This window comes from Piscinibacter sp. HJYY11, from assembly GCF_016735515.1.
GTDB lineage: Bacteria > Pseudomonadota > Gammaproteobacteria > Burkholderiales > Burkholderiaceae_C > Rhizobacter.
This window is the reverse complement of sequence record NZ_JAERQZ010000001.1, coordinates 3,263,335-3,289,021: the sequence shown is the minus strand read 5'-3', so window position 1 is coordinate 3,289,021 and position 25,687 is coordinate 3,263,335. Positions and strand designations below refer to the sequence as shown.

Genomic DNA, 25,687 nt, shown 5'->3' with positions numbered 1-25,687 from the left:
CATGACAAAGGCCCCTCGCGGGGCCTTTGCTTTTTTGAGCCGCTGCGCTCGACGCTCTAGACGTCGATGTTGGCGGCCCGCAGCGCGTTCTGCTCGATGAAGTCGCGCCGCGGCTCGACCTCGTCGCCCATCAGCATGGTGAACACACGGTCGGCCTCGATCGCGTCGTCGATCTGCACCCTGAGCAGGCGGCGCACGTTCGGGTCCATGGTCGTTTCCCAGAGCTGCTCGGGGTTCATTTCGCCCAGGCCCTTGTAGCGCTGGCGGCCGACGGCCGACTCGGCCTGCTGGATCAGCCAGGCCATGGCCTGGCGGAAGTCGCTGACCTTGGCTTCCTTCTGCTTCTCGCCTTCGCCACGCTTGACGACGGCTTCGGCGCTCACCAGGCCCTTGAAGGTGCGGCCGGCGGTGCTCAGCGCTTCGTAGTCGGCACCGTGCACGAAGTCGGCGGTGATCACGCTGCTCTTCACGTTGCCGTGGTGCATGCGGCTGATGCGCAGGATGTGCTTGTCCATGCGGGTGTCGAACTCGGCGGTGACCTCGGCATTGTGCAGCGCGGCCTTCAAGGCCGCCGCCGACTGTTCAGCGCTTTCCAGCGTGTCGAGGTTGATCTCCAGCCCGTTCGCCATGGCGCGCAGGGCCTCCACGTCCATCCACTTGGCCAGGCGGTCGACCACGTTGTTGGCGAGCACGTATTGGCGCGCCAGCGTGTCGAGCGTCTCGCCGGCCAGCACCGCGCCGCCCATGCCGGTCTCGAGCTTGGCGTCTTTGAGCGCCACCTTGAGCAGGTAGGCATCGAGCTCGTGGCCGTCCTTCAGGTACTGCTCTTCCTTGCCGAGCTTGACCTTGTAGAGCGGCGGCTGCGCGATGTAGACATGGCCACGTTCGACGATCTCGGGCATCTGCCGATAGAAGAAGGTGAGCAGCAGCGTGCGGATGTGCGCACCGTCCACGTCCGCGTCGGTCATGATGATGATGCGGTGGTAGCGCAGCTTGTCAGGGTTGAACTCTTCCTTGCCGATGCTGGTGCCGAGCGCGGTGATCAGCGTGAGGATTTCATTGCTGGTGAGCAGGCGCTCGAAGCGGGCACGCTCCACGTTGAGGATCTTGCCGCGCAGGGGCAGGATCGCCTGGAACTTGCGGTCGCGGCCCTGCTTGGCGGAGCCCCCGGCGGAGTCACCCTCGACGATGTAGATCTCGCACAGCGCCGGGTCTTTTTCCTGGCAGTCGGCGAGCTTGCCGGGCAGGCCCATGCCGTCGAGCACGCCCTTGCGGCGCGTCATCTCGCGCGCCTTGCGGGCGGCCTCGCGGGCCTTGGCGGCTTCGACGATCTTGCCGCAGATGATCTTGGCGTCGTTGGGGTTCTCGAGCAGGTAGTCGGTCAGCGCCTTGCTCACCACGTCTTCCACCGGGCCGCGCACTTCGCTCGACACCAGCTTGTCCTTGGTCTGGCTGGAGAACTTGGGCTCGGGCACCTTCACGCTGAGCACGCAGCACAGGCCTTCGCGCATGTCGTCGCCGGTCACCTCGACCTTGGCTTTCTTGGCGAGCTCGTTGTCTTCGATGTACTTGTTGATGACACGCGTCATCGCGGCGCGCATGCCGGTGAGGTGGGTGCCACCGTCACGCTGGGGGATGTTGTTGGTGAAGCACAGCACCGACTCGCTGTAGCCGTCGTTCCACTGCATCGCCACCTCGGTGGTGATGGTGGTGCCCTGTTCGCTGTTCTTCTCGCCCGTGGCGTGGAAGACGGTCGGGTTCAGCACCTTCTTGCCGGTGTTGATGAAGTCGACGAAGCCCTTCACACCGCCGGCGAAGGCGAAGTTGTCTTCCTTGTTGTTCCGCTCGTCGACGAGGCGGATCTTCACGCCGTTGTTGAGGAACGAAAGCTCGCGCAGGCGCTTGGCGAGGATGTCGTAGTGGAAGTCGTTGTTCTGCTGGAAGATCTCGTCGTCGGGCAGGAAGTGGACCTCGGTACCGCGCTTCTCGGTCTCGCCGGTGATGCGCATCGGGCTCACCTCGAAGCCATCGCGCATCTCGATCAGGCGGTCTTGCGGCACGCCTTTCTTGAACTCGATGTAGTGCTGCTTGCCGTCGCGGCGCACGGTCAGGCGCAGCCACTTCGAGAGCGCGTTCACGCACGACACGCCCACGCCGTGCAGGCCGCCCGAAACCTTGTAGCTGTTCTGGTTGAACTTGCCGCCGGCGTGCAGCTCGGTCAGGGCGATCTCGGCCGCCGAACGCTTGGGCTCGTGTTTGTCGTCCATCTTCACGCCCGTGGGGATGCCGCGGCCGTTGTCGATGACGGAGATGGAGTTGTCGCTGTGGATGGTGACGACGATGTCGTCGCAATGGCCGGCGAGGGCTTCGTCAATCGAGTTGTCGACCACCTCGAACACCAGGTGGTGCAGGCCGGTGCCGTCGGAGGTGTCGCCGATGTACATGCCGGGGCGTTTGCGCACCGCTTCCAGGCCCTCGAGGATCTGGATACTGCCCTCGCCATAACCGGCGCTGATCTCGGCGGCGGTCTTCTTGGCGGGTTCTTCGGGGAGGTTTTGGACGTCGGTCATGGCCGCTTGGAACTCTCTCAACGGGGTAGGCACCCCTCTTTAGAAACGGTGAAGCGGGCCGAAGCCCGCTTGGCATGTCACGGTCGGCACGAGGGCCGCGCAGGGGTCAGATCCTCATCGGCATCACCACGTACTTGAAGCCGGCCTGCTCGGGCACGGTGATCAAGACGCTGGAGTTGGTGTCCTGGAGCTCGAGCTTGACCATGTCGACGCTCATGTTGGCCAGCACGTCCATCAGGTAGGTCACGTTGAAGCCGATCTCGATGGTGTCGCCGCCGTAGTCGACCTCGAGTTCTTCCTTGGCCTCTTCCTGTTCGGCGTTGCTCGAGGCGATGCGCAGGCTGCCGGGCTCGAGGTTGACGCGCACACCCTTGAACTTCTCGCTCGTCAGGATGGCGGCACGTTGCAGGCTCGCCAGCAGCGGCGCGCGGCCGAGCGTGAGGCTGTTCTTGTGGTTCTTCGGGATCACGCGGTTGTAGTCGGGGAACTTGCCCTCGACCAGCTTGGTGACGAACTCCATGCCCGAGAAGCTGAACTTCGCCTGGTTGCCGGCAAAGCGCATCTCGATCGCGGTGTCTTCGTCCTTCAGGAGGCGCTGCAGCTCGAGCACCGTCTTGCGCGGGAGGATCACTTCCTGCTTCGGGATCTCGACATCGAGCGTGGCCTGCGCGAGCGCGAGGCGGTGGCCATCGGTGGCGACCAAGGTCAGGCTCTTGCCTTCGGCGACGAAGAGGATGCCGTTCAGGTAGTAGCGGATGTCGTGCACCGCCATCGCGAAGTGCACCTGGTTGATCAAGGTCTTCAGCGTCTTCTGCGGCACGCTGAACATCGGCCCGAAGTCGGCGGCTTCCTGCACCAGCGGGAAGTCGTCGGCCGGCAGGGTCTGCAGCGTGAAGCGGCTCTTGCCGCCTTGCAGCGTGAGCTTGTTCTGGTTGGCCGACAGGCTCACCGTCTGGTCGGCCGGCAGCGAACGCAGGATGTCGATCAGCTTGCGGGCCCCAACGGTGGTGCTGAAGTTGCCCGCGTCGCCGTCGAACTCGGCCGTGGTGCGCACCTGGATCTCGAGGTCGGAAGTCGTGAACTCGATCTGGCCGCCGGTCTTCTTGATCAGCACGTTGGCCAGGATGGGCAAGGTGTGACGACGCTCGACGATGCCCGAGACGGCCTGCAAGGCGCTCAAGACTTTTTCTTGTGCTGTCTTCAAGACAATCATGTCAACCTCTTAAATTGGTCGTCGTAGTAGAGCACGACATTTTCTGTGGAGAACGCCATTTTCTCCTGTTCCATCAAGCGTTTATCTTCAAGCGAACCCTGTGTGCGACGACCTCGCAAAACCCGGGACGAACCGACAACAACTTTGGGGAAGGGCGCGGGGCTGTGGACATCCTGGAACTTGTTCTGAAGTTGTCCCCAGGCTTGTGATTTGACACGGCGCCGGCGCGTGTGCTGAAGCTTCTTCCTTGTCTCGTCCTCAGCCCTTGAGCGTCTGTTCCAGCACGTGCAGCTGCTGGTTGAGCTCGGTGTTCTTCTGGCGTTCGGCGGCGATCTTGCGCACCGCGTGAAGCACCGTCGTGTGGTCGCGGCCGCCGAAGAGTTCGCCGATCTCGGGCAGGCTCTTCTGCGTCATCTCCTTGGCGATGTACATGGCGATCTGGCGCGGCCGCGCGATGCTGGCCGGGCGCTTCTTGCTGTACATGTCGGCGACCTTGATCTTGTAGAAATCCGCCACCGTCTTCTGGATGTTCTCGACGCCGATCTGGCGGTTCTGGATCGACAACAGGTCCTTCAGCGCCTCGCGGGCGAGCTGGATGTTGATGTCCTTCTGCGAGAAACGTGAATAGGCCAGGATCTTGCGCAGCGCGCCTTCGAGTTCGCGCACGTTGGCGCGCACGTTCTTGGCGACGAAGAAGGCCACGTCCTCCGGCATCGAGGTGCCTTCGCTGTCGGCCTTGCGCATCAGGATGGCCACGCGCATCTCGAGCTCGGGCGGCTCGATCGCGACGGTCAGGCCGGCGTCGAAGCGGGAGGTGAGGCGCTCGTCGATGTCCACCAGTCCCTTGGGGTAGGTGTCGCTGGTCATGATGATGTGGGCGCGCTTGGCCAGCAGCGCTTCGAAGGCGTTGAAGAACTCCTCCTGGGTGCGCTCCTTGCCGGCAAAGAACTGCACGTCGTCGATCAGCAGCAGGTCGAGCTGGTGGTACTTGGCCTTGAGCTCGTCGAAGGTCTTGCGCTGGTAGTTCTTCACCACGTCGGTGATGAACTGCTCGGCGTGCAGGTAGAGCACCCGGGCATCAGGGCGATCGGCCAGCAAGGCATTGCCGACGGCGTGCACCAGGTGGGTCTTGCCGAGGCCGACCCCGCCATAAATGAAGAGCGGGTTGTACATCTGCCCCGGGGCACCGGCCACGTGCAACGCGGCAGTGCGCGCCATCTGATTGGCGCGTCCGGGCACCAGCGTGTCGAAGGTGAGGGCCGGGTTCAGGCGGTGGCGTGGCAGGTGGGCGCTCTGGCCGCTGTCGGCGGGCCGAACGGGCGCGGGTGCGTCATTGGCAGCCGGGGCCTGGCGCAGGGCCTGGGTGAAGGACCGCGGACCGTTCGGGCGCAGGGCAGTCGCGCCCGTCGCCTGCGACTCGCGTGCGGCCAGTGTCAGGTCCAGACGCACCGGTTTGCCCGCCAATTCGCTCAGCACGGCCTCGATGCGGCCGGCGTACTGGTTTCGGATCCAGTCGAGCTTGAAGCGGTTGGGCACCTGCACGCTGGCCACGGCCACATCACCGCCCTCGTCGGTGACATCGGCGGCCGGCAGCGGCCGGATCCAGGTGTTGAATTGTTGTTCGGGCAACTCTGCCGCGAGTCGTTCGCAGCCACGTTGCCAGAGGTCAGCGCTCATTGTGGAAAAGTCTTTTTCGGAGCGGCGGGATTCTACGTGCGCCGGGTTGCCGGAGACGCGGTTATCCACAGTTTCGAGACGATGGTCAATCCCTTCACGAAAGCTCTCGCGGCCGCATGCTGCCGTGCAAGTCTTTGACTTCAAAGGGCCTTTTTGGTGTAATAGTGGGTTTCCCGAAGGCTTGGTCGATCGGTCGGCGCGGTGCTCGATGCCCGTGTTGGCGAGTGTCTCAGCGCAGGTCTTCATCTTCACTTTCAGACCTTCATCCAGACCAGCAGGACTGCACCATGAAACGCACGTACCAAGCCTCCAAGACCCGCCGCGCCCGTACCCACGGCTTCCTCGTGCGCATGAAGACCCGCGGTGGCCGTGCCGTCATCAACGCTCGCCGCGCCAAGGGCCGCAAGCGCCTGGCCGTCTGAGCGGCAGCGCTGCTGCACACGGCCTCGCCTTGACCCTTGACACGGCTGTGCCGTGATCGGTCGCATCGTGCGATCCGCCGACTTCGAACGCGTGCTGGGCACTCCTGCCCATGCGCGCAGTCCGCATTTCGCCGTCCACTACCTGCGGTCAGGGCCCAGCTCGGCACGAAAGCCCGGTCGGGCGATGGTTGACCCCAAGTTGTCAACAGGCCAGGCACCGGAAGTGGGCAAGCCTGTGGATGAATCCCCCGCCGGTTGTTGGCTCGGCGCCGTGGTCCCGAAGCGCCACGCGCGGCGTTCGGTGACCCGCAACCTGCTCAAGCGCCAGATCCGCGAAGCCGCGGGAGCCGAACCCCGGTTGCAGGCCGGCCTGTGGGTCGTGCGCCTGCGCTCGCCCTTCGACCGCGAACGTTTCACCAGCGCAGCCTCCGAGGCCTTGCGCGACGAAGCCGGCCGCGAGCTCTCGCGCCTGATGGCCGACGCCGTGCGCCAGGCCGCGGCAGCCTGATCCCGATCGCGCGCCATGCTCAATGTCTTCCTGGCCTTGCCTCGGCGCCTGTTGATGGGGCTGGTGCGTGGCTATCGATTCTTCCTGAGCCCCTGGCTTGGCAGCGCCTGCCGCTTTGAGCCGACCTGTTCCGCATATGCCTTGCAAGCCCTGGATCGGCATGGCGCATGGGCCGGCAGTAGCTTGACCCTGCGCCGCCTGGCCCGCTGCCACCCCTGGTGTGCGGGCGGCCACGACCCCGTGCCCGATCAGGCCCGGGGTCTCTTCACCCAGCTCTTCACTCCTTCCCGCGAAAAGACGTCCCCATGACCGACATGCGTCGCACCCTGCTGTGGGTGGTGTTCCTGATGTCCCTGACGTTCCTCTGGAACAACTGGAACGTGCACAACGGCCAGCCGTCGATGTTTGCGCCTGCGCCGGCCAAACCCGCGACCACCGCCACGGCCGCTTCCGGTGTGCCGGCCCCGGGCCAGGCCGGGGCCGCCGCGTCGCCAGTCGGTGCAGCCAGTGGCGTGCAGGTGGCGAGCGAGCTGCGCACCGTCAAGACCGACCTCTTCGAAGCCACCTTCGACACCAAAGGCGCAGACCTGGTGAAGCTCGTGCTGCTCAAGCACCCGAGCGATGCCGATCCCAAGCAGCCGCTGGTGCTGTTCGACCGCAGCAGCGACCGCCAGTACCTGGCGCAGACCGGCCTCATCACCCGCCAGGCCGGCGTTACCCTGCCCAACCACCACACGCTGCTGAAGCCGGTGGCGGGCGACACGGTGCTGAAGGAGGGCCAGGACACGCTGACCGTGAGCTTCGAGACGCCCGAGCCTGTGGGCGTGACGCTGCGCAAGAGCTACGTGTTCAAACGCGGCCAGTACACGATCGGGGTTCGCCACGAGGTGGTCAACCGCAGCGCGGCCCCGGTGCAGCCCGAGCTCTACCTGCAACTGGTGCGCGATGGCACCGTGCCGCCGAGCAGCATGTTCATGGCGCCGACCGCGTTCACCGGCCCGGCGATCTACACCGAGGAAAAGCACTTCCAGAAGGTCGAGTTCACCGACATCGAGAAGCGCAAGGCCGAATACGTGAAGACGGCCGACAACGGCTGGATCGCGATGGTCCAGCACTACTTCAACTCGGCCTGGCTCGTGCAAGGCAAGTCGCAACGCGAGTTCCGCACCGAGAGCCTGGGCAACAACCTGTACTCGGTGGCGATGGTGCTGCCGCTCGGCAGCGTCGCGCCCGGCGCCACCGTCACGCATGAAGCCCAGCTCTACGCCGGCCCCCAGGAAGAGACCAAGCTCGAAACCCTGGCCCCCGGCTTGGAACTGGTGAAGGACTACGGCTGGTTCGCTGTGCTCGCCAAGCCGCTCTTCTGGCTGCTCGACAAGCTGCATGGGCTGATCGGCAACTGGGGCTGGGCGATCGTCGCGCTGGTGGTGCTCCTGAAGATCGCGTTCTACTGGCTCAACGCCAGCGCCTATCGCTCGATGGCCAAGATGAAGGCGATCAACCCCCGCATCATGGAAATGCGCGAGCGCCTGAAAGACAAGCCGCAGCAGATGCAGCAGGAGATGATGCGCATCTACCGCGAGGAGAAGGTCAACCCGCTCGGCGGCTGCCTGCCCATCCTCGTGCAGATGCCCTTCTTCATCGCTTTGTACTGGGTGCTGCTCTCCAGCGTCGAGATGCGCAATGCGCCGTGGCTGGGCTGGATCACCGACCTGTCGGCGAAAGACCCGTACTACATCCTGCCGCTGCTGATGACCGCCTCGACGCTTCTGCAGACCTGGCTCAACCCGACGCCGCCGGATCCGGTCCAGGCCCGCATGATGTGGATCATGCCGCTCATCTTCAGCGTGTTCTTCTTCTTCTTCCCCGCGGGCCTGGTGCTGTACTGGCTGACCAACAACATCCTCGGCATCGCCCAGCAGTACGTCATCAACAAGCGCCTGGGCGTCACCTGACCTCCTGCGCACGGGGACAATGCGGCCATGCTGCCGCGCCACCACCAGCCCATCGTCGCCATCGCCACCGCTGCCGGGCGTGGCGCGGTGGGCATCGTGCGGGCCTCGGGCCGTGATCTGCGGCCTCTGATCGACGGCATCTGCGGTCGCACGCTGGCGCCGCGCTTCGCCACCTACGGTCCCTTTCTCGACGCCGACGGCCAACCCATCGACCGGGGCCTGGCCATCCACTTCCCCGCACCGAATTCCTACACTGGCGAAGAGGTGCTCGAACTGCAGGCCCACGGCGGGCCGGTGGTGCTGCAACTGCTGCTCGCGCGTTGCCTCGAGCTCGGCCGCGGCATCGGCCTGCGCCTGGCCGAGCCGGGCGAGTTCACCGAGCGCGCCTACCTCAACGACAAGCTCGACCTCGCGCAAGCCGAAGCGGTCAGCGACCTCATCGACGCCAGCACCGAGGCAGCGGCGCGCTCGGCGAGCCGATCGCTGTCCGGCGCGTTCTCCAGCGAGGTGGAGGCCCTGCGCGAACAGATCGTCCGCCTGCGCATGCTGGTCGAAGCGACGCTCGACTTCCCCGAGGAAGAGATCGATTTCCTGAAGCAGGCCGATGCGCAGGGCCAGCTCGATGCCATCCGCGGCCAGCTCGCGAACGTGCTCGGCCATGCGCGGCAAGGGGCCCTGCTGCGCGAGGGCATCCGCGTCGTGCTGGCCGGCCAACCCAACGTCGGCAAGAGCTCGCTGCTCAACGCGCTGGCCGGGGCCGAGCTCGCGATCGTCACGCCCATCCCCGGCACGACGCGCGACAAGGTCAGCCAGACCATCCAGATCGAAGGCGTGCCGCTGCACGTGATCGACACCGCTGGCTTGCGGGAGGCGGGCGATGCGGGCGACGAGGTCGAGCGCATCGGCATCGCCCGCAGCTGGGACGCCATCGGCCAGGCCGACGCAGTGCTCTTCCTCCACGACCTCACCCGTGTCGGCGAGCCCGCCTACGACGCCGACGACCAGGTGATCGCACAACGCCTGGCGCCACTGGCCGACCGCGTGGTGCAGGTCTTCAACAAGAGCGACTTGCGTCCAGCGCCCGAAGGCGCTGGCATCGCCATCTCGGCACAAACCGGCAGCGGCCTCGATGCACTGCGCCAGCGCCTGCTGGCCCTCGCCGGCTGGCACGCCCAGCCGGAAGGCGTCTACATCGCTCGCGCCCGGCATGTCGACGCCTTGCAGCGCACCCGCGAGCACCTGGAGAGCGCCCACACCCAGCTCCAGTCGCCCGAGCCTGCCCTCGACCTGCTGGCCGAGGAACTCCGCCTCGGCCACAACGCGCTCGCCGAGATCACCGGCGTCTTCACGCCCGACGACCTGCTGGGCGAGATCTTCAGCCGCTTCTGTATCGGCAAGTAAGGGCCTGCCGTCCGCGGGTTGCCCTTCGTTGTTGGGGCGTCGGGGCAGGCTGATAATCGCCCCACCCGGGCCCCGCGCCCGCCGTCACGGGTTCTGTGCACATGATGGACTTCAACGAACTGGTCAACGCGATCCAGACGCTCAACACCGAAGACGCATTCCGGGCCCGGCTGAACGCCGAGCACTGGCGCACCATCGGCCCCTACTTCACGCAGCACGACATCCGCGCTGGCGACCTGCTGATCAAGCAGGGCGACACCGACCGCAGCATGTACTTCCTTGGCCGCGGTTCGCTGCAGGTCTTCGTGACCGGGGCGCCTCCGGGCACCAGCCGCATCGCGATCCTGCGCCCCGGCTCGGTGGTGGGCGAGCCCGGCATCTTCGGTGACGGCCCGCGCATGGCTAGCGTCGAAGCGGTCACGCCGTCGGTGGTGTGGGCCCTGCGTGGGCCTCGCCTCGAAGAGCTGGCCCAGCGTTCCCCGGCGCTGGCCCTCGAGCTCGTGCGCGCGGCGGGTGCGGTCATGGCGCAGCGCATGCGCGCCAACATGGCCAGCAAGATGCCCTTCGCCTGAGGGCAACGCTGAGGGGTCGCTTCGACCGGGTTCGGGTCGATTGCCGTTTCGTGCCACGGGAGTGGCAGCTTCGGCCGTGGTCGCACGGCTATTCCGGTCTGCGGAACCGTTTGTCCCCCACGTGACGAGCGGTGACGGGAAAGTCCGCTGATCGCATAAAAGCACGCCCGGATACCGTCGGGCAGACCGCACTTGATGCGTTCCAAAAGCACGATCACAGGAGACCCCATGCAGCAACATTTCTCCCCCTTCCGGCTGGCCGCGGTCGCCGCGGCCGTCATCCTGGCGTCTTGCGGTGGAGGCGATGACGCTCCACCGGCGCCCGAGGAAACTCGGGCCCAGGACACGCGCGTCTTCACCCCCGTGCCGCTCGACAACACGACGGTCTACCCCGACTACGTCGCAGGCACGAACGGCCCGAGCTTCACCGCCATGGCCGGTGTGGCCGTGACGACCGACCGCTGGGCCGGCGTGCTGAACGGTGCCTCGTATCGCGTCGAGGTGCCGGCCAACTGGAACGGCAAGCTGGTGATGTACGCCCATGGCTACCGTGGCACGACGCTGACCCCGACCACCGGCAACCCGTCGATCCGTCGCTACCTGATCGAGAACGGCTATGCCTGGGCCGCGTCCAGCTACGCCAAGAACTGGTACGACGTCCGGGCCGGCGTCGAAGACACCAACGCGCTGGCGCTCGAGTTCACGCGCATCGCCGCAGCCAACGGCCGCACGCTGGCCGCGCCGACCCGCACTTACATCATCGGCCACTCGATGGGCGGCCACATCGCGGCCGCCGCGGTCGAAGCCGAGACGCTCGCCACCGCGAGAAACCGTGTGCGCTACGACGGCTCCGTGCCGATGTGCGGCGTGACCGGCGACACCGAGCTCTTCAACACCTTCGCCGCGATGCAGGTGGCCGCACAGGCCGTGGCCGGCGTGCCGCGCTACCCGACGCAGAACTGGGCCGACATCTCGGCCGCCGTCACCGGCAACCTGTTCAGCACCTTCAGCGCCAGCAGCGTCGTTCCCACGGCGAATGGCGCGCGCTACGCCTCCATCGTCGAGAACCTGACCGGCGGCGACCGCCCGCTGTTCGACTTGGCGCTGGCCGCGGGCCGCAGCTTCCAGTCGGCCTATGGCACGTTCGGCTCCGACGGCACGGTCAACGGCATCCTGAACCGCAACGTGCTCGACACCAACGCCTTCACCTACACCATCACCGGTGACGCGGCCGGCAGCACCGCCATCAACAACGTGGCGCTGAAGCTCACCGCCGATCCCGAGGCCAACCGCCTGCGCCGCGACGGCCTGCGCTGGGTCCCGAAGGTCAATGGCGAGTTCAGCGTGCCGGTGGTGACGATCCACACGCTGGGTGACCTCTTCGTGCCCTTCAACATGGAGCAGATCTACCGCCAGCGCGCCGTGGCCAAGGGCAACGGCGACCGGCTCGTGCAACGGGCGATCCGCGGCATCAGCCACTGCGACTTCACGGTGGGCGAACAGGTCGAGGCGTTCCGCGACATGGTCATCTGGGCCGAAGGCGGCGCAAAGCCGGCGGGCGACGACGTGCTGACGCCGGCGACGGTGGCGGCGCCGACCTACGGCTGCACCTTCACCCGGGCGCCGACGGCCGAGGACGCGGGTTCCGCTGCGAGCCTGTTCCGCCCTGTGATCAACGCCAACGGTGGCGCCTGCCCCTGAGCCTCGGCGCACGCGACAGGAGAACGCAAAGGGGCCTGCGGGCCCCTTTGTCATGTGGAGGTCAGGCCCGGCCGAGCAGCTTGCCTTCGGCCAGGGCGAGCGCCTCCGGCAAACCGGAGAGCACCAAGGTGTCGCCCGCGGCCAGCGTGAGCTGGTCGTCGGGCGAAGTCACTTTCCCTGACGCCCGCCGCACCGACACCACGCTCACGCCCACTGCGTGCAGCGCCAGGTCGCTCAACGGCTGGCCCAGGCTTGCGGCCGCCGGCGGCAGGCTTACGCTCAAGAGCCGCGCCTGCTGCAGGTCGTCGACGGTGTCGTCGTCGGCGCCGTGGAAGTAGCCGCGCAGCAGGCTGTAGCGCGCATCGCGCTGGTCCTGCACTACACGGATCACGCGGCGCATCGGCACGCCGACGAGCGCGAGCGCATGGCTTGCGAGCATCAGCGAGCCCTCCACCGCTTCCGGCACCACCTCGGTGGCCCCCGCGGCGCGCAGGCGCTCGATGTCGACATCGTCAATGGTGCGCACCACCACCGGCACCGTCGGCGCATGTTCCTGCACGAGGTGCAGGATCTTCAGCGCCGAGGGCGTGTCGTGGTAGCTCACCACCACCGCGCTTGCCCGCGCCAGGCCCGCAGCCATCAGGCTCTGCAGGCGCGCCGCGTCGCCGAACACCACGCTCTGCCCGGCCGCCGCGGCCTGGCGCACGCGGTCAGGGTCGAGGTCGAGCGCCATGTAGGGGATGCGCTCCAGGTCGAGCAGCCGCGCGAGGTTCTGGCCGCTGCGGCCGTAGCCGCAGATGATGATGTGGGCCTCGGTGTTGATGGCGCGCTTGGCGATGGTGGTCATCGCCACCGACTGCATCAGCCAGTCGCTCGCCGAGAGCCGCATCACGATGCGGTTGCTGTACATCACGATGAAGGGCGTGGCCAGCATCGAGAGCACCATGCTCGCCAGCACCGCGCTCTGCAGGGTGGGCGACAGGAGTTTCTCGTCATGCGCGAGGTTCACGAGCACGAAGCCGAACTCGCCGGCTTGCGCGAGGTAGAGGCCGGTGCGCAGCGCCACGCCGGTGGCGGCGCCGTAGAGCTTGGCGAGCGCCGCCACCAGTCCAAACTTGAACGCCACCGGCACCGCGCTCAGCAGCAACACCAGCGGCCACTGCGAGAGCACGATCTCCATGTCGAGCTTCATGCCGATGGTGATGAAGAAGAGCCCGAGCAGCACGTCGTGGAACGGCCGGATGTCGGTCTCCACCTGATGCTTGTATTCGGTTTCGGCGATCAGCATGCCGGCGACGAAGGCCCCCAGCGCAAGCGACAGGCCGGCGTGCTCGGTCAGCCACGACAGGCCCAGTGTCACCAGCAGCAGGTTGAGGATGAAGAGCTCCTCGCTCTTGCGCCGCGCCACCAGCGTGAGCCACCAGCGCATCACGCGCTGGCCGCCGACCAGCAGCACGGTGAGCAGTGCGGCCGCCTTGAGTGTCGCGAAGGCGAGCTCGCGCATCAGGACCTCGGGTGACGAGCCGAGCGCCGGGATCAGCACGATCAGCGGCACCACCGCCAAGTCCTGGAACAGCAGCACGCCCATCACGCGCCGGCCGTGCTCGCTTTCCAGCTCGAGCCGCTCGGCCATGAGCTTCACGACGATGGCAGTGCTGCTCATCGCGAGCGCGCCGCCGAGCGCAAACGCGCTGCGCCAGTTCAGCCCCCACTCGCGCCCGAGCGCGGCAAAGCCCCATGCGAGCAGCGCATTGCCAGCCATCGCCACCAGCACGGTGAGCACCACCTGGCTCAGGCCGAGGCCGAACACCAGCTTGCGCATGCTCTTGAGCTTGGGCAGGTTGAACTCCAGCCCGATCACGAACATCAGGAACACCACGCCGAATTCGGCGAGGTAGGTGACGCTGGGGGAGTCCTTCGCGAGGGCCAGCGCGTTCGGGCCGATCAGCACCCCGACCGACAGGTAACCCAGCATCGGGGGCAGGCGCAGCATGCGGCAGGCGACCACGCCTCCCACGGCGGCGATCAGATAGAGCAGGACCAGTTCGAGGGTGCTGACCATGAGGGCGCGTTGGACGACGCAGGAGCGCTAGCGTGGACAGGAGGGGCACAGGCCGCGTGCCTACAATCGCCCGATCCTACTGGACAGCACTGCCGCAGAGCCTCTTCCGTGTCCTCCGCCACCCCTCTTTCTGCCAGCGTTGACGTGCACCTCGACGTGGACCGAGCGCTGCAACTCGCACGCAAGACCATCGACATCGAGGCCGAAGCGCTGCTCGGGCTGAAGGCGCGCCTGGGCGACGACTTCAGCCGCGCCATGGCGGCCATCCTGCGTTGCACCGGGCGCGTGGTGGTGATGGGCATGGGCAAGAGCGGCCACGTGGGCCGCAAGATCGCCGCCACGCTCGCCTCCACCGGCACGCCGGCGTTCTTCGTGCACCCGGCCGAAGCGAGCCATGGCGACCTCGGCATGGTGGCGCCGGGCGACGTGGTGCTCGCCATCTCGAACTCTGGTGAAGCCAACGAGCTCACCGCCATCCTGCCCGCCATCCGCCGCATCGGGGTCACCCTGGTCGCGATGACCGGCCGTCGCGATTCCACCCTCGCCCAGCATGCCGACATCGTGCTCGACAGCGCCGTCGATGCCGAAGCCTGCCCGCTCAACCTCGCGCCCACCGCCAGCACCACGGCGCAGATGGCCCTCGGCGATGCACTCGCGGTTGCATTGCTCGACGCACGCGGCTTCCGCGAAGAAGACTTCGCCCGCTCGCACCCCGGCGGCAGCCTGGGTCGCAAGCTGCTCACGCACGTGCGCGACGTCATGCGCAGCGGCGACGACGTGCCGCGCGTGGCGCCCGAGACCTCCTTCGTCGACATGATGCGAGAGATGACGCAGAAGGGCCTGGGTGCCACCGCCATCACCGACCCGCAAGGCAAGGTGCTGGGCATCTTCACCGACGGCGACCTGCGCCGCTGCGTCGAGCGGGGCCGTGACCTGCGCGCGCTCGTCGCGCGCGACGTCATGCACACCCAGCCGCGCACCATCCGCGCGGACGTGCTCGCCGTCGAAGCCGCCGACCTGATGGAAGCGCAGCGCATCACGAGCGTGCTCGTCGTCGACGCACAAGGCGTGCTGGTGGGCGCACTCAACTCCAACGACCTGATGCGCGCCAAGGTCATCTGATGCGCGAACTGACCCCGGTCCTGACATTCCCGCCCGAGCTGCTGCTGAAGGCACAGCCGGTGCGTGCGGCGATCTTCGACGTCGACGGCGTGCTCACCGATGGGCGCATCTACATCAGCGAGCGAGGCGAGGAGTTCAAGGCCTTCAGCACGCTCGACGGCCATGGCCTGAAGCTGCTCGCGCAGGGCGGCATCACGCCCATCGTGATCACCGGCCGCGATTCGCCCGCGGTGCGGCGCCGTGTGGCCGACCTCGGCATCGCGCATGCCGTCTATGGCGCGCACGACAAGCTCGCGGCCGCCCAGGGCGTGCTCCAACAGCTTTCGCTCGATTGGCCGGCGCTCGCGGCGATGGGCGACGACTGGCCCGACCTGCCGCTGATCACGCGCGCCGGCTTTGCCTGTGCACCTGTCAATGGCCACGCCGAGGTGCGTGCGATCGCGCACCACGTGACCAGCGCCCCCGGTGGACATGGCGCGGCACGCGAGTTCTGCGATTTGCTGCTGATGGCCGCCAACCGCTATGCGGCCCTGCTGCACGGCCACCTCGTGACGCTCGATGCGACGGGATGACACCTTGGTCGCGTCGCCGGCCGGCGTGAGCCCCGCGGCCGCGCCCAAGTCTGCCGGCGCCGAGCAGCCCTGGCACTGGCGGGTGCTGGAGTTCTTCTCGGCCTACCTGCCCCTCCTGCTGATGGCGCTGCTGGCGCTGGGCACCTGGTGGCTGGTGAAGAACACACCGGTCGTCGAACGCGACCGCGCCACCGCCCCTTTGCGCCATGAGCCCGACTACGAGATGCGCAACTTCTCCGTCCAGCGCTTCGGTGCGCTCGGGCCGCTCAAGGCGCAGATCGACGGCGACGCGCTGCGCCACTACCCCGACACCGACACGGTGGAGATCGACAACGTGCGCGTGCGCGCGGTCGGGGCCGATGGGCGCATCACCTATGCGAGCGCGCGCCGCGGCATTGCCAACGGCGCCGGCACCGAGGTGCAGTTGCTCGGCGGCGCGCAGGTCGTCAGCGAGGCCACGCCCACTTCGCCGGCGCTCGATTTCCGCGGCGAGTTCCTGCATGCCTTCCTCGACACCGAACGGGTGAAGTCGCACCTGCCGGTCACCGTCCTCCACGGCGACACGCAGGTGTTCGCCGAAGGCATGGAATACAGCCACCTCGACCGCCTGATCCAGTTCAGCGGGCGCATGCGCGCGAGCTTCCTGCCGAAAACCGCCAAGGGTCCCGCACGATGAGCACTGCTCCGCTGGTCTACATCACCGGGGCCTCCAGCGGCATCGGTCAGGCGCTCGCGCTGCGCTACTACGAGGCGGGGTATCGGCTCGCCGTGGTGGCACGGCGCGAGGCCGAGCTGCGTCAATGGGCCGAGCGCGAGGGCCTCGAGCCCGCGCGCTTCGCCGTCTACGGCGCCGACGTGCGCGACATCGCGAGCATCACCGGGGCCGGCCGCGCCTGCATCGAGGCGCAAGGCCTGCCCGATGTGGTGATCGCCAACGCCGGCATCAGCATCGGCATCGACACCGCCATCTTCGAAGACCTCGAGATGATGCGCACCGTCTACGAGACCAACAACATCGGCATGGCCGCGACCTTCCAGCCCTTTGTTGCGCCCATGCGCGCGCGGCGCTCGGGCACGCTGGTGGGCATCGCCAGCGTGGCCGGCATCCGCGGCCTGCCGGGCCACGCGGCTTATTGCTCCAGCAAGGCCGCGACCATCAGCTACTGCGAAAGCCTGCGCGGCGAGTTGCGCGATGCGAAGGTGAAGGTCGTCACCATCGCCCCGGGCTATGTGGAGACGCCCCTCACGCGCCGCAACCGCTACCCGATGCCTTTCCTGATGAAGGCCGACGCCTTTGCCGACCGCGCCTTCCGCACCATCGAGGCCGGCGTGAGCTACCGCGTGATCCCCTGGCAGATGGCCGCCGTCGCCAAGCTGCTGCGCCTGCTGCCGAACTGGGTGTTCGACCTCGCGCTGGCCGGCCGGCCACGCAAGCAGCGCCAGGGCGAATGAAAAAGCGGTGGATGCTTTCGCATCCACCGCCTTGTCTTTGAATCGGCTTGTCGGCCGGTATCGATCAGTAGCCGCCGCGGCCACCGCCGCCGCCGCCATAGCCGCCACCACCACCGCCGTAGCCGCCGCCACCGCCGGAGCGGCCACCGCCACCACCGCCGTAGCCGCCGCGACCACCGCCGCCGCCGCCACCGTAGCCGCCACCACCACCGCCGCCATAGCCACCGCCACCACCAGAGCGGCCACCGCCGCCGCCGTAGCCACCGCCACCACCGGAGCGGAAGCCACCCGGGCGCTCTTCACGCGGGCGGGCTTCGTTCACCACCAGGGCGCGGCCTTCGAGGGCCTGGCCGTTCATGCCGTTGATCGCGGATTGCGCTTCGGCGTCAGAGCCCATCTCCACGAAGCCGAAGCCCTTGGAGCGGCCGGTGTCGCGGTCCATCATGACCTTGGCCGAGGACACGGTGCCGAACTGCGAGAACGCTTGCTGAAGATCGTCGTCCCTTATGCTGTACGCAAGGTTGCCGACGTAGAGTTTGTTGCCCATGGAGAGCGCCTTTCTTTCCTGATGACAGAGAACAATCTGGAGCGGTTACCTATCCTCGAAACATTCGAGTCGAAACATTCAAGCGAAGGCGCTGCATCCAATACCGGGGAATTTCCATTATCAAGTCATTGTGCAAACCCGCGCAAATAGTGGAAAGCCCTGCAATTCGCTCAACTTGAAACTGTTGTTTTGAGACCTGCGTGACGCCGAACCTGCAGGACATTCGTATTGCAAGCCTGGTGCCCAGCCTCACCGAATTGGTGGTGGCGCTGGGTTTGGGCAGCCGCCTCGTGGCCCGCACCGGGTTTTGCATTCACCCTGCACCGCAGTTGCGCGAGGTGCCCAAGGTCGGTGGCACCAAGGACGTGAATCTCGCCAAACTGCGGCAATTGGCGCCCACGCATGTGCTGGTGAATGTCGACGAAAACCGGCTCGACATCGTCCCGGCAGTGCAGGCGATGGGCGCGAAACTGCTGGTCACCCACCCGCGGGCACCCGACGACAATCTCGCGCTGGTGGCGCAGCTGGTCGAGGCCTTCGGCCATTTGCCGGGCGTGGCCGAGCGTGGCGAGCAGCTTCAGCGGGCCTTGCGCGACGAGCTTGCCCGCAACCGCGAGTTCGAGGCGTCGCCTGAAACCGTGCTGTACCTGATCTGGCACGACCCCTGGATGACCGTCGCCCGCGACACCTACATCTCCCGCATGCTGGCCACGGTGCACTGGCACACCGTGCCGGAGCTGATGGGCGGTGACCATGGCGCCGCGCGCTACCCGGTGGTGCGTGGCGACGAGGCCTGGCTCGCCTCGGTGCGGCGCGTGCTGCTCAGCTCGGAGCCCTTCCGTTTCGAGGATGCGCATGCGCACGCGGCGCAAGCGCTGTGCCCGCAGGCCGTGGTGCAGCGAGTCGACGGCGAGCTCGTGAGCTGGTACGGTCCACGCGCCGTGCCCGGGCTGCGCTACCTGCGCGAGCTCGCCGCGGCCTGACGGAGCCCGCCACCCGATGGACCTGCTCAAGCCGCTGATCGCGCTCCTCGCCATCGTGAACCCGATCGGCGTCATTCCCTTCTACATTCACTTCACCGAAGGCTTCTCGCCCGAGCAGCGCCGCCGCACGGTGCGCGTGGCCGCCTTCAGCGCCTTCGTCGTGATCGCGGTCAGCGCGCTGGCGGGCCTCAAGATCATCGAGTTCTTTGGCATCTCGCTCGCCTCGTTCCAGGTCGGCGGCGGCACCTTGCTGCTGATCTCAGCCCTGCAGATGCTGAATGCACGACCGGCCGAAACGCGTGACGAAGACGTGAGCGAAGGCGACGACAAGGTCGACGCCGGCGACAGCATCGCAGTGGTGCCGCTCACCATCCCGCTGCTCACCGGCCCCGCCACCATCTCGACGATGGTGATCTACGCCGACAAGACCCGCCACTGGTGGGAGCTCGCCTACCTCGTGGGCTACGGCGTGGTGATCGGTGTCTCGGTGTGGCTCGCCTTCAGCGCAGCCGGCCCCATCGCGCGTGTGCTCGGCAAGACCGGCATCAACGTGATGACGCGGCTGATGGGCCTGATCCTCGCGGCGCTCGCGGTCGAGGTGATGTCCGACGGGCTGATCAAGCTCTTCCCGGTGCTCGCGTCCAACCTGCGCTGACGCGAACAATTGAAACCATCAGCTTTGCCACACCCCGGGTCAAGACGGGGGTGGAAGGCACAAGGCGGCAGCTAGACTTTGCGGCGAACCTTCTTGGTTGAACTTTTGTCGTGCTCGCCGGGCCGCAGTCCTTGAACCCTTCCACACCTCCCGTCTACGACTACATCGTCTGTGGCGCCGGCACTGCCGGCTGCCTGCTCGCCAACCGGCTGAGCGCCGACCCGACAAAGCGCGTGCTGCTGATCGAAGCCGGCGGCAAGGACGACTACCTCTGGATCCACATCCCGGTCGGCTACCTCTATTGCATCGGCAACCCGCGCACCGACTGGCTCTACCAGACCGAGGCCGACCCCGGCCTCAACGGCCGCCGGCTGCGCTACCCGCGCGGCAAGGTGCTCGGCGGCTGCTCCAGCATCAACGGGATGATCTACATGCGCGGCCAGGCCCGCGACTACGACCACTGGGGTGCGCTCGGCAACGAGGGCTGGAGCTGGCGCGAGTGCCTGCCGGCCTTCATGAAGCACGAAGACTTCCACAAGGGCGCCGACGAGTTCCACGCCGCCCCCGGCTTCGACATGACGGGCAAGCGCCCCGGCGGCGAGTGGCGTGTGGAGAAGCAGCGCCTGCGCTGGGACGTGCTCGACGCCTTCGCCGAAGCGGCACAACAGGCCGGCATCCCGCACAGCAACGACTTCAACCGCGGCGACAACGAAGGCGTGGGCTATTTCGACGTCAACCAGCGCCGCGGGATCCGCTGGAACGCGGCCAAGGCCTTTCTGCGCCCTGCCCTCGACCGCGACAACCTTCAGGTGTGGACCGGTGCGCACGTCTCGCGCGTGCTGTTCGACGACAGCGAAGGCGGCGACGCCCGTCGCGCCATCGGCGTCGAGGTGCTGCCGCATGGGGGCGGCGAGCCGCACATCGCGCACGCCCGCGGCGAGGTCATCCTCGCGAGCGGCGCGGTCAACACGCCGCAGATCCTGCAGCTCTCGGGCATCGGCGCCGGCAGCCAGCTGCAGCACCACGGCATCGCGGTGCGGCACCACCTGCCGGGCGTGGGCGGCAATCTGCAGGACCACCTGCAGATCCGCGCCGTGTTCGGCGTGACCGGTGTGCGCACCTTGAACACACAAGCACGCCGCTGGTGGGGCAAGGCGCTGATCGGCCTGGAATATGCATTCAGGCAGACCGGCGCGATGAGCATGGCGCCATCGCAGCTCGGAGCCTTCACCCGCAGCGACCCCTCGCAACCGCACCCCAATCTCGAATACCACGTGCAGCCGCTTTCTCTCGACGCCTTCGGCGAACCGCTGCACCCCTTCAACGCCTTCACCGCCAGCGTGTGCAACCTCAACCCGACGAGCCACGGCCATGTGCAGCTGCGCAGTGCCTCGCCGCTCGATGCGCCGCGGATCCAGGCCAACTACCTCAGCACCGAGGTCGACCGCCACATCGCCGCCCAGTCGCTGCGCCTCACGCGCCGCATCGTGGCGCAGCCGGCGCTCGCGAAATACGCACCGAAAGAGATCAAGCCCGGCCCGCAGTTCGAGAGCGATGAAGAGCTGGCGCGCCTGGCCGGCGACATCGGCACCACCATCTTTCACCCAGTGGGCACGGCCAAGATGGGCCCCGAGGCCGACCCGCTCGCTGTCGTCGACGCACGCCTGAAGGTGCATGGCGTGCGCGGCCTGCGCGTGGTCGATGCGAGCGTCATGCCCACCATCACGAGTGGCAACACCAACTCACCCACGCTGATGATTGCCGAGCGTGCCGCCGGCTGGATCCTGGCGGGCACATAAAAAGAAGCCGCACGGCGCGCCCCTTGGACTACACCCTCTCCTTCGGCTTCACCACAGCCATCAACCTGATCGTCGGCGTGTCGCTGCTGCTCACCTGGTGGCGCGACCCGCGGCAGGTGTTCACCCGGGACCTCGGCTGGGCCTACCTCGCGCAGACGCTGGTGCCGGTGGCCTACATGCTGAGCACGCGCGCGCCGACGGGCGCGCTGCGGGTGGCGGGCACGCTGCTGGTGGTCACGGTGTCGGCGCTCTACGTCGCCTTCCTCGTGCTCGGCAGCGCGCGGCTGGCGGGCTACGTGCCCACGCGCCGGCAATCCCTCTGGGTGTTTGTCGCCCTGTTCGTGCTCGGCCTCGGGCTGATCCAGATCGATGCCCGCTGGGCGCAGGCCACCAGCGCCACGCTGCACATGGCGGCCGGCATGGTGGCACTCGGCTGGCTGTGGCACCGCGGCTTTGCCGAGCGGCTGGTGGGCATGCTGCTGGTGCTGGTCGGGGCCAACCAATACATCTTCGTGGTCGTCGGCGAGAGCGGGCTCGGCGTGCAGCTGGCCATCGCGGGGGTGCTCAGGCTCATCCTCGGCCTGGCGCTGCTGCACACCGCCGTCACCCGCTCGGCCGAAGAATCGCGCCGGCTGCGCCTGCGCTTCCAGCAGCTCGTCGAGCACTCGCACCAGGGCGTGGCCGTGGTGCAGGGCGAGCGCGTGCTCTACGCCAACCCGGCGCTGCTGCGCATCTACGGCCTGAGCTCGCTGGCCGACCTCAACACCTTCTGGCGCGGCCCCGCCGCGCTCACCGAAAGCGAGCGCATGGCCGCGCGCGAGCGCCACCGCCAGGTCGTCGAGGGCGAGATCCCGCAGGCCAACTGGGACGGCGTGCGCGTGCGCGCCGACGGCACGCCGATCCGGCTGCGTTTCACCGCCTGGCGCATCGACTGGGACGGCCAGCCCGCCGAGCAGGTGGTGGTGACCGACGAGACCGTGCAGCACAACGCCGCCCGCGCCCTGCAGCACCAGGCCACGCACGACGGCCTGACCGGCCTGCCCAACCGCAACGCGCTGCACGAGCGCCTGCGCCAGCTGTGCGCGCGGCCCGGCAAGCGCTTCGCCCTGCTGCTGCTGGATGTCGATCGCTTCAAGCTCTTCAACGAGGCGCATGGCCACTCGCTGGGCGACGAGGTGCTGCGCATGCTGGCGAGTGCCCTGCAGCAGGCGGTGAACGGCGACGCGCAGGTGCTGCGCCTGGGCGAAGACGAGTTCGCGTTGATCGCACCCACCGCCGACGACGAGCCGAGCGTGCGCGGCCTCGGCGAGCTGGTGCGCGAGCGCCTGGCGCAGGCGCTCACGGTGCAGTCTCTCAGCCAGGAGACGCACGAGTTCTTCCTCGACGTCTCGATGGGCGCCGCGCTGCACCCGGTCGGCCCCGGCACGCCCGAAGCGCTGCTGCGCGCGGCGACGGCCGCGATGCACCGCGCCAAGGCCGTGCCCGGCACCTCGCTGCAGTTCCCGCCCGAAGGCTTCGAGCGCGGCTCGGGCCAGGTGCTCGATGCCGAGCAGGGCCTGCGCGCCGGCGTGAGCAAGGACGAGTTCGTGCTCTTCTACCAACCCAAGGTCGATGCGGAGACCGGTGCTCTGGTCGGCTTCGAGGCGCTGGTGCGCTGGGACCGCCCCGGCCTGGGCCGCGTGGCCCCGAGCGACTTCATCCCCGCCGCCGAACGCACCGGCCTCATCGGCCCGCTCGGCCGGCTCGTGCTCGCCCAGGCCTGCCAGCAGATCGCCCGCTGGCGCGCCGAGCACGACACCGCCTTCCCGGTGGCGGTCAACGTGTCGCCGCTGCAGCTGATCGACGCGCAGTTCCCGCAGCTGGTGGCCGACACGCTGGCGCGCCACCGCGTGCCGCCCGCCTTGCTCACGCTCGAGATCACCGAGAGCGCGGCCGTCACCCACTTGGAGCAGGCGCGCGACCAGATCCGCCAGATGCGCGAGCTCGGGGTGCGAGTCGCGCTCGACGACTTCGGCACTGGCTTCTCGTCGCTCAACCTGCTGCGCAGCCTGCCGGTGAGCACGGTCAAGATCGACCGCTCGCTGATCGAGCCACTGCCGGCGCCCGATGCCGGCGCGGTGGTGAAGGCGATCTGCCAGCTCGCCGCGGTGCTGCAGCTCGACGTGGTGGCCGAGGGCATCGAGAACGAGGCGCAGGCCTTTGCCGCTCGCCTCGCCGGCTGCCAGGTGCTGCAGGGTTCGCTCTATTCCAACCCGCTCACCGTCGACGAAGCGGCGGCCTGGCTCGCCCGCGCCTGACCTGCAAGGGGTGCGGAGGCGATCCGCACGAGTGGTGTCGAAAACGCCCGCTTTTGCCGGCGGCATCACTCAAGGTGAGTGCTCCCTCGGCAGCGCTCCACTAGAGTGGCGGCCTCGCTCGCACCCCCTCGCATGGCCTCGTTGCTCGCCCTCACCTCCGGCACTGCGCTGCCGGCCGCCATCGACAACTTCATGAAGCGCGGCGCGTCCTACGGGCCGCCGCTGCCGCTGAAGGAATTGAACGTGCACGTGCCGGCCGCACCGATGACACTCGACAACGGCGGCGCCTACACGATCACGCTGTACGGCGGGCCTGCGTTGAGTTTTTCGGTCAACGCCAAACCCGGCCGCCTTCTGGCAACGGCCTGAAGGCCCAAGGTCCCGGTTGGGCGACGGGTCGTCATCCCAAGCGCTTCACCAGCGCCTGGGCATACGCCGCGGTGCCGGCCTTGCCGCCGAGATCACCCGTCCGCACGTTGTCGATGTTGAGCGTCTCGTTCACCGCGCGGCGCACACGCTCGGCCTTGTCGTGCAGCTTCACGTGGTCGAGCATCATCGCGGCCGCGAGGATCAGTGCCGTCGGGTTGGCGATGCCCTTGCCCGCGATGTCGGGTGCCGAGCCGTGCACCGCTTCGAAGATCGCGGCGTCGGTGCCGATGTTGGCGCCCGGCGCCATGCCCAGCCCGCCCACGAGGCCGGCCACCAGGTCGGAGAGGATGTCGCCGAAGAGATTGGTCGTGACGACCACGTCGAACTGGTAGGGGTTGAGCACGAGCTTCATCGCGCAGGCGTCGACGATGATGGTCTCGAACTGGATCCGGCCCTTGTACTTGGCGTCGTACACCTGCTGCGCCGTCTCGAGGAAGATGCCGGTGAGTGCCTTCATGATGTTGGCCTTGTGCACCACGGTGATCTTCTTGCGGCCGGTGGCGATGGCGTGCTCGAAGGCGAATTCCAGCAGGCGCCGGCTGCCGGCGCGGGTGTTGATGCCGGTGGCCATGGCCACGGCGTGCGGGTCACCGTCGATCGCCACGTAGTGTTCGTGGCCGATGTACAGGCCTTCGAGGTTCTCGCGCACGATCACGAGGTCGATGTTGTCGTAGCGGCCGCCGGGGATCACCGTGTGCGCTGGGCGCAGGTTGGCGTAGAGCTGGAATTCCTCGCGCAGGCGCACGTTGGAGGAGCGATAGCCGCTGCCCGAGGGCGTCTCCAGCGGGCCCTTGAGGGCAAGGCGGGTGGTGCGGATGCTGTCGAGCGTGGCCTTCGGCAGCGGGTCGCCTGCAGCGGCGATGCCGCCCAGCCCGGCGACCTGGCGGTCCCATTGGAAGGGCGCGCCCACGGCGTCGAGCACGGCGAGCGTCGCGTCCACGATCTCGGGCCCGATCCCGTCGCCGGGGATCAGGGTGGCGGGGATGGTCTGGGGCATGGCGCGGGCCTTTCGCAAACAGGGGATGGGTCAGAGAGCGGCAGGATACCCGTCGCAATCCGCATGCCTGTGCGAGGCCGGGCGCGGTTCGCCCGGTCGATGAACTCAGTTCATCAGCTGCTTGCGGGCCCGGTGCAGGCGCACGAACAGGTTGTCTTCGCTGATCGAGAGCGCCTCGCAGACCGCCTCGGTCGGCTGGTCCTGCAGCACGCGCAGCTCCACCACGTCGCGCAGGCCGGGCGGCAGGGCCTCGATGCGCGCGAGCGTCTGGCGCAGCGCCTCGCGCTGGGTGGCCACTTCGTCGGGCTGGGGCTGTGGGCAGGCGATGGCGAGCGCGGCGCTGTCGTCGGTCTCGTCGTCCAGGCTTTCCAGTCCCACGCGGCTGCGCACCAGGTCGACGATCTTGTGCTTGAGGATGGCGGTCAGCCACGAGCGCAGTGCGGCGCGCCCGGCAAACGCGGCGCGGCCGGAGATCACGGCCTCGAACACGTCGTGCACCACGTCCTCGGCCAGCATCGGGTCGTGCAGCTTGCGCTGGGCGAAGCGCACCAGGTAGCTGCGGTGCGACACCATTTCCGTCCACGAGACGGGCAGGAAGCTGGAGGGGGCGGCGAACGTGGCGGCGGCGGTCATGGTGCGCTCCTGGGCGGCGTTGTGCGATGGAAGGCACTGTCGCCATCGCAGCTCGCGCCCACCTCGCCGAAGATCACAGGAAGATCACATTTGCGTCAGAAGCTCGAGCCCGCCACGACA

The 25,687-nt window shown here is 67.7% G+C and carries 23 protein-coding genes; 16 read left to right on the top strand and 7 right to left on the bottom strand.

From position 1 onward, the window contains the following. Positions 1-56 precede the first annotated feature (56 nt). The 3 genes from gyrB to dnaA form a co-directional block, all read right to left on the bottom strand. Positions 57-2,570 (bottom strand): DNA topoisomerase (ATP-hydrolyzing) subunit B, encoded by a 2,514-nt coding sequence (gene gyrB / locus JI745_RS15215; protein WP_201808422.1) that lies wholly within the window; start codon positions 2,568-2,570, stop codon positions 57-59. Positions 2,571-2,676: 106 nt separating this feature from the next. Next, on the bottom strand, positions 2,677-3,783 hold the full coding sequence (gene dnaN / locus JI745_RS15210; protein WP_201808420.1) for a DNA polymerase III subunit beta: 1,107 nt from the start codon (positions 3,781-3,783) through the stop codon (positions 2,677-2,679). A gap of 258 nt (positions 3,784-4,041) precedes the next feature. After that, complete coding sequence (dnaA, locus tag JI745_RS15205; RefSeq protein WP_201808418.1) at positions 4,042-5,460, bottom strand: chromosomal replication initiator protein DnaA; 1,419 nt, start codon at positions 5,458-5,460, stop codon at positions 4,042-4,044. Between the two features lie 287 nt (positions 5,461-5,747). On the opposite strand from dnaA, the gene rpmH reads away from it, so the two are divergent. The 7 genes from rpmH (at position 5,748) to JI745_RS15170 (ending at position 12,019) form a co-directional block, all read left to right on the top strand. Then, positions 5,748-5,882: a 50S ribosomal protein L34 gene (gene rpmH / locus JI745_RS15200; RefSeq protein WP_047486751.1), complete on the top strand. Its 135-nt coding sequence runs from the start codon at positions 5,748-5,750 to the stop codon at positions 5,880-5,882. A 52-nt stretch (positions 5,883-5,934) separates the two neighbouring features. Then, complete coding sequence (locus tag JI745_RS15195) at positions 5,935-6,390, top strand: ribonuclease P protein component (RefSeq protein ID WP_310738647.1); 456 nt, start codon at positions 5,935-5,937, stop codon at positions 6,388-6,390. Positions 6,391-6,405: 15 nt separating this feature from the next. Continuing rightward, positions 6,406-6,699: a membrane protein insertion efficiency factor YidD gene (gene yidD, locus JI745_RS15190; protein ID WP_201808414.1), complete on the top strand. Its 294-nt coding sequence runs from the start codon at positions 6,406-6,408 to the stop codon at positions 6,697-6,699. After that, on the top strand, positions 6,696-8,345 hold the full coding sequence (gene yidC / locus JI745_RS15185) for a membrane protein insertase YidC (protein ID WP_201808411.1): 1,650 nt from the start codon (positions 6,696-6,698) through the stop codon (positions 8,343-8,345). Before yidD ends, yidC begins: the two co-directional genes overlap by 4 nt. 27 nt (positions 8,346-8,372) lie before the next feature. Beyond that, complete coding sequence (gene mnmE, locus JI745_RS15180) at positions 8,373-9,746, top strand: tRNA uridine-5-carboxymethylaminomethyl(34) synthesis GTPase MnmE (RefSeq protein ID WP_201808410.1); 1,374 nt, start codon at positions 8,373-8,375, stop codon at positions 9,744-9,746. 104 nt (positions 9,747-9,850) lie between these two features. Then, entirely contained in the window at positions 9,851-10,318 is a 468-nt protein-coding gene (locus JI745_RS15175) for a Crp/Fnr family transcriptional regulator (protein WP_201808408.1), read from the top strand. 228 nt (positions 10,319-10,546) lie between these two features. Continuing rightward, positions 10,547-12,019 (top strand): S9 family peptidase, encoded by a 1,473-nt coding sequence (locus JI745_RS15170; protein WP_201808406.1) that lies wholly within the window; start codon positions 10,547-10,549, stop codon positions 12,017-12,019. Between the two features lie 61 nt (positions 12,020-12,080). Here JI745_RS15170 and JI745_RS15165 read toward each other — a convergent pair whose 3' ends face one another. Then, the gene (locus JI745_RS15165) at positions 12,081-14,081 is read right to left on the bottom strand and encodes a monovalent cation:proton antiporter family protein (protein ID WP_201808404.1); all 2,001 of its coding nucleotides are present in this window, start codon (positions 14,079-14,081) and stop codon (positions 12,081-12,083) included. A 108-nt stretch (positions 14,082-14,189) separates the two neighbouring features. Between JI745_RS15165 and JI745_RS15160 the strand changes: the two genes are divergently transcribed. Genes JI745_RS15160 through JI745_RS15145 form a run of 4 tightly spaced genes read left to right on the top strand, consistent with a single transcriptional unit; the run spans position 14,190 to position 17,227 of the window. Further along, complete coding sequence (locus JI745_RS15160) at positions 14,190-15,203, top strand: SIS domain-containing protein (protein WP_404932814.1); 1,014 nt, start codon at positions 14,190-14,192, stop codon at positions 15,201-15,203. Then, positions 15,203-15,775, top strand: coding sequence for an HAD family hydrolase (locus JI745_RS15155; RefSeq protein WP_201808402.1), 573 nt, complete (start codon positions 15,203-15,205; stop codon positions 15,773-15,775). Before JI745_RS15160 ends, JI745_RS15155 begins: the two co-directional genes overlap by 1 nt. Before the next feature lie 4 nt (positions 15,776-15,779). After that, complete coding sequence (gene lptC, locus JI745_RS15150) at positions 15,780-16,451, top strand: LPS export ABC transporter periplasmic protein LptC (RefSeq protein WP_236675006.1); 672 nt, start codon at positions 15,780-15,782, stop codon at positions 16,449-16,451. Next, the gene (locus tag JI745_RS15145) at positions 16,448-17,227 is read left to right on the top strand and encodes an SDR family oxidoreductase (protein ID WP_201808399.1); all 780 of its coding nucleotides are present in this window, start codon (positions 16,448-16,450) and stop codon (positions 17,225-17,227) included. The genes lptC and JI745_RS15145 overlap by 4 nt, the downstream gene beginning before the upstream one ends. A gap of 64 nt (positions 17,228-17,291) precedes the next feature. Here the strand turns inward: JI745_RS15145 and JI745_RS15140 are convergent, their stop codons facing one another. Then, on the bottom strand, positions 17,292-17,774 hold the full coding sequence (locus JI745_RS15140) for an RNA-binding protein (protein ID WP_201808397.1): 483 nt from the start codon (positions 17,772-17,774) through the stop codon (positions 17,292-17,294). Between the two features lie 200 nt (positions 17,775-17,974). Here JI745_RS15140 and JI745_RS15135 point away from each other — a divergent pair, with 200 nt between their 5' ends. From JI745_RS15135 to JI745_RS15115, 5 genes are all read left to right on the top strand, one after another. Further along, positions 17,975-18,757, top strand: coding sequence for a helical backbone metal receptor (locus tag JI745_RS15135; RefSeq protein ID WP_201808395.1), 783 nt, complete (start codon positions 17,975-17,977; stop codon positions 18,755-18,757). A 16-nt stretch (positions 18,758-18,773) separates the two neighbouring features. After that, positions 18,774-19,412: a MarC family protein gene (locus JI745_RS15130; protein ID WP_201808393.1), complete on the top strand. Its 639-nt coding sequence runs from the start codon at positions 18,774-18,776 to the stop codon at positions 19,410-19,412. Positions 19,413-19,543: 131 nt separating this feature from the next. Then, positions 19,544-21,211, top strand: a complete 1,668-nt coding sequence (locus JI745_RS15125) for a GMC family oxidoreductase (protein ID WP_201808386.1) — start codon at positions 19,544-19,546, stop codon at positions 21,209-21,211. Between the two features lie 23 nt (positions 21,212-21,234). Then, positions 21,235-23,508, top strand: coding sequence for a bifunctional diguanylate cyclase/phosphodiesterase (locus tag JI745_RS15120; RefSeq protein ID WP_201808384.1), 2,274 nt, complete (start codon positions 21,235-21,237; stop codon positions 23,506-23,508). Positions 23,509-23,640: 132 nt separating this feature from the next. Next, positions 23,641-23,877, top strand: a complete 237-nt coding sequence (locus JI745_RS15115) for a hypothetical protein (protein WP_201808382.1) — start codon at positions 23,641-23,643, stop codon at positions 23,875-23,877. A 31-nt stretch (positions 23,878-23,908) separates the two neighbouring features. On the opposite strand, the gene JI745_RS15110 is transcribed toward JI745_RS15115, so the two are convergent. Together JI745_RS15110 and JI745_RS15105 are read right to left on the bottom strand one after the other, a co-directional pair. Continuing rightward, positions 23,909-24,934, bottom strand: coding sequence for an isocitrate/isopropylmalate dehydrogenase family protein (locus JI745_RS15110; RefSeq protein ID WP_201808380.1), 1,026 nt, complete (start codon positions 24,932-24,934; stop codon positions 23,909-23,911). 105 nt (positions 24,935-25,039) lie between these two features. After that, complete coding sequence (locus JI745_RS15105) at positions 25,040-25,567, bottom strand: RNA polymerase sigma factor (protein WP_201808378.1); 528 nt, start codon at positions 25,565-25,567, stop codon at positions 25,040-25,042. Positions 25,568-25,687 lie beyond the last annotated feature (120 nt).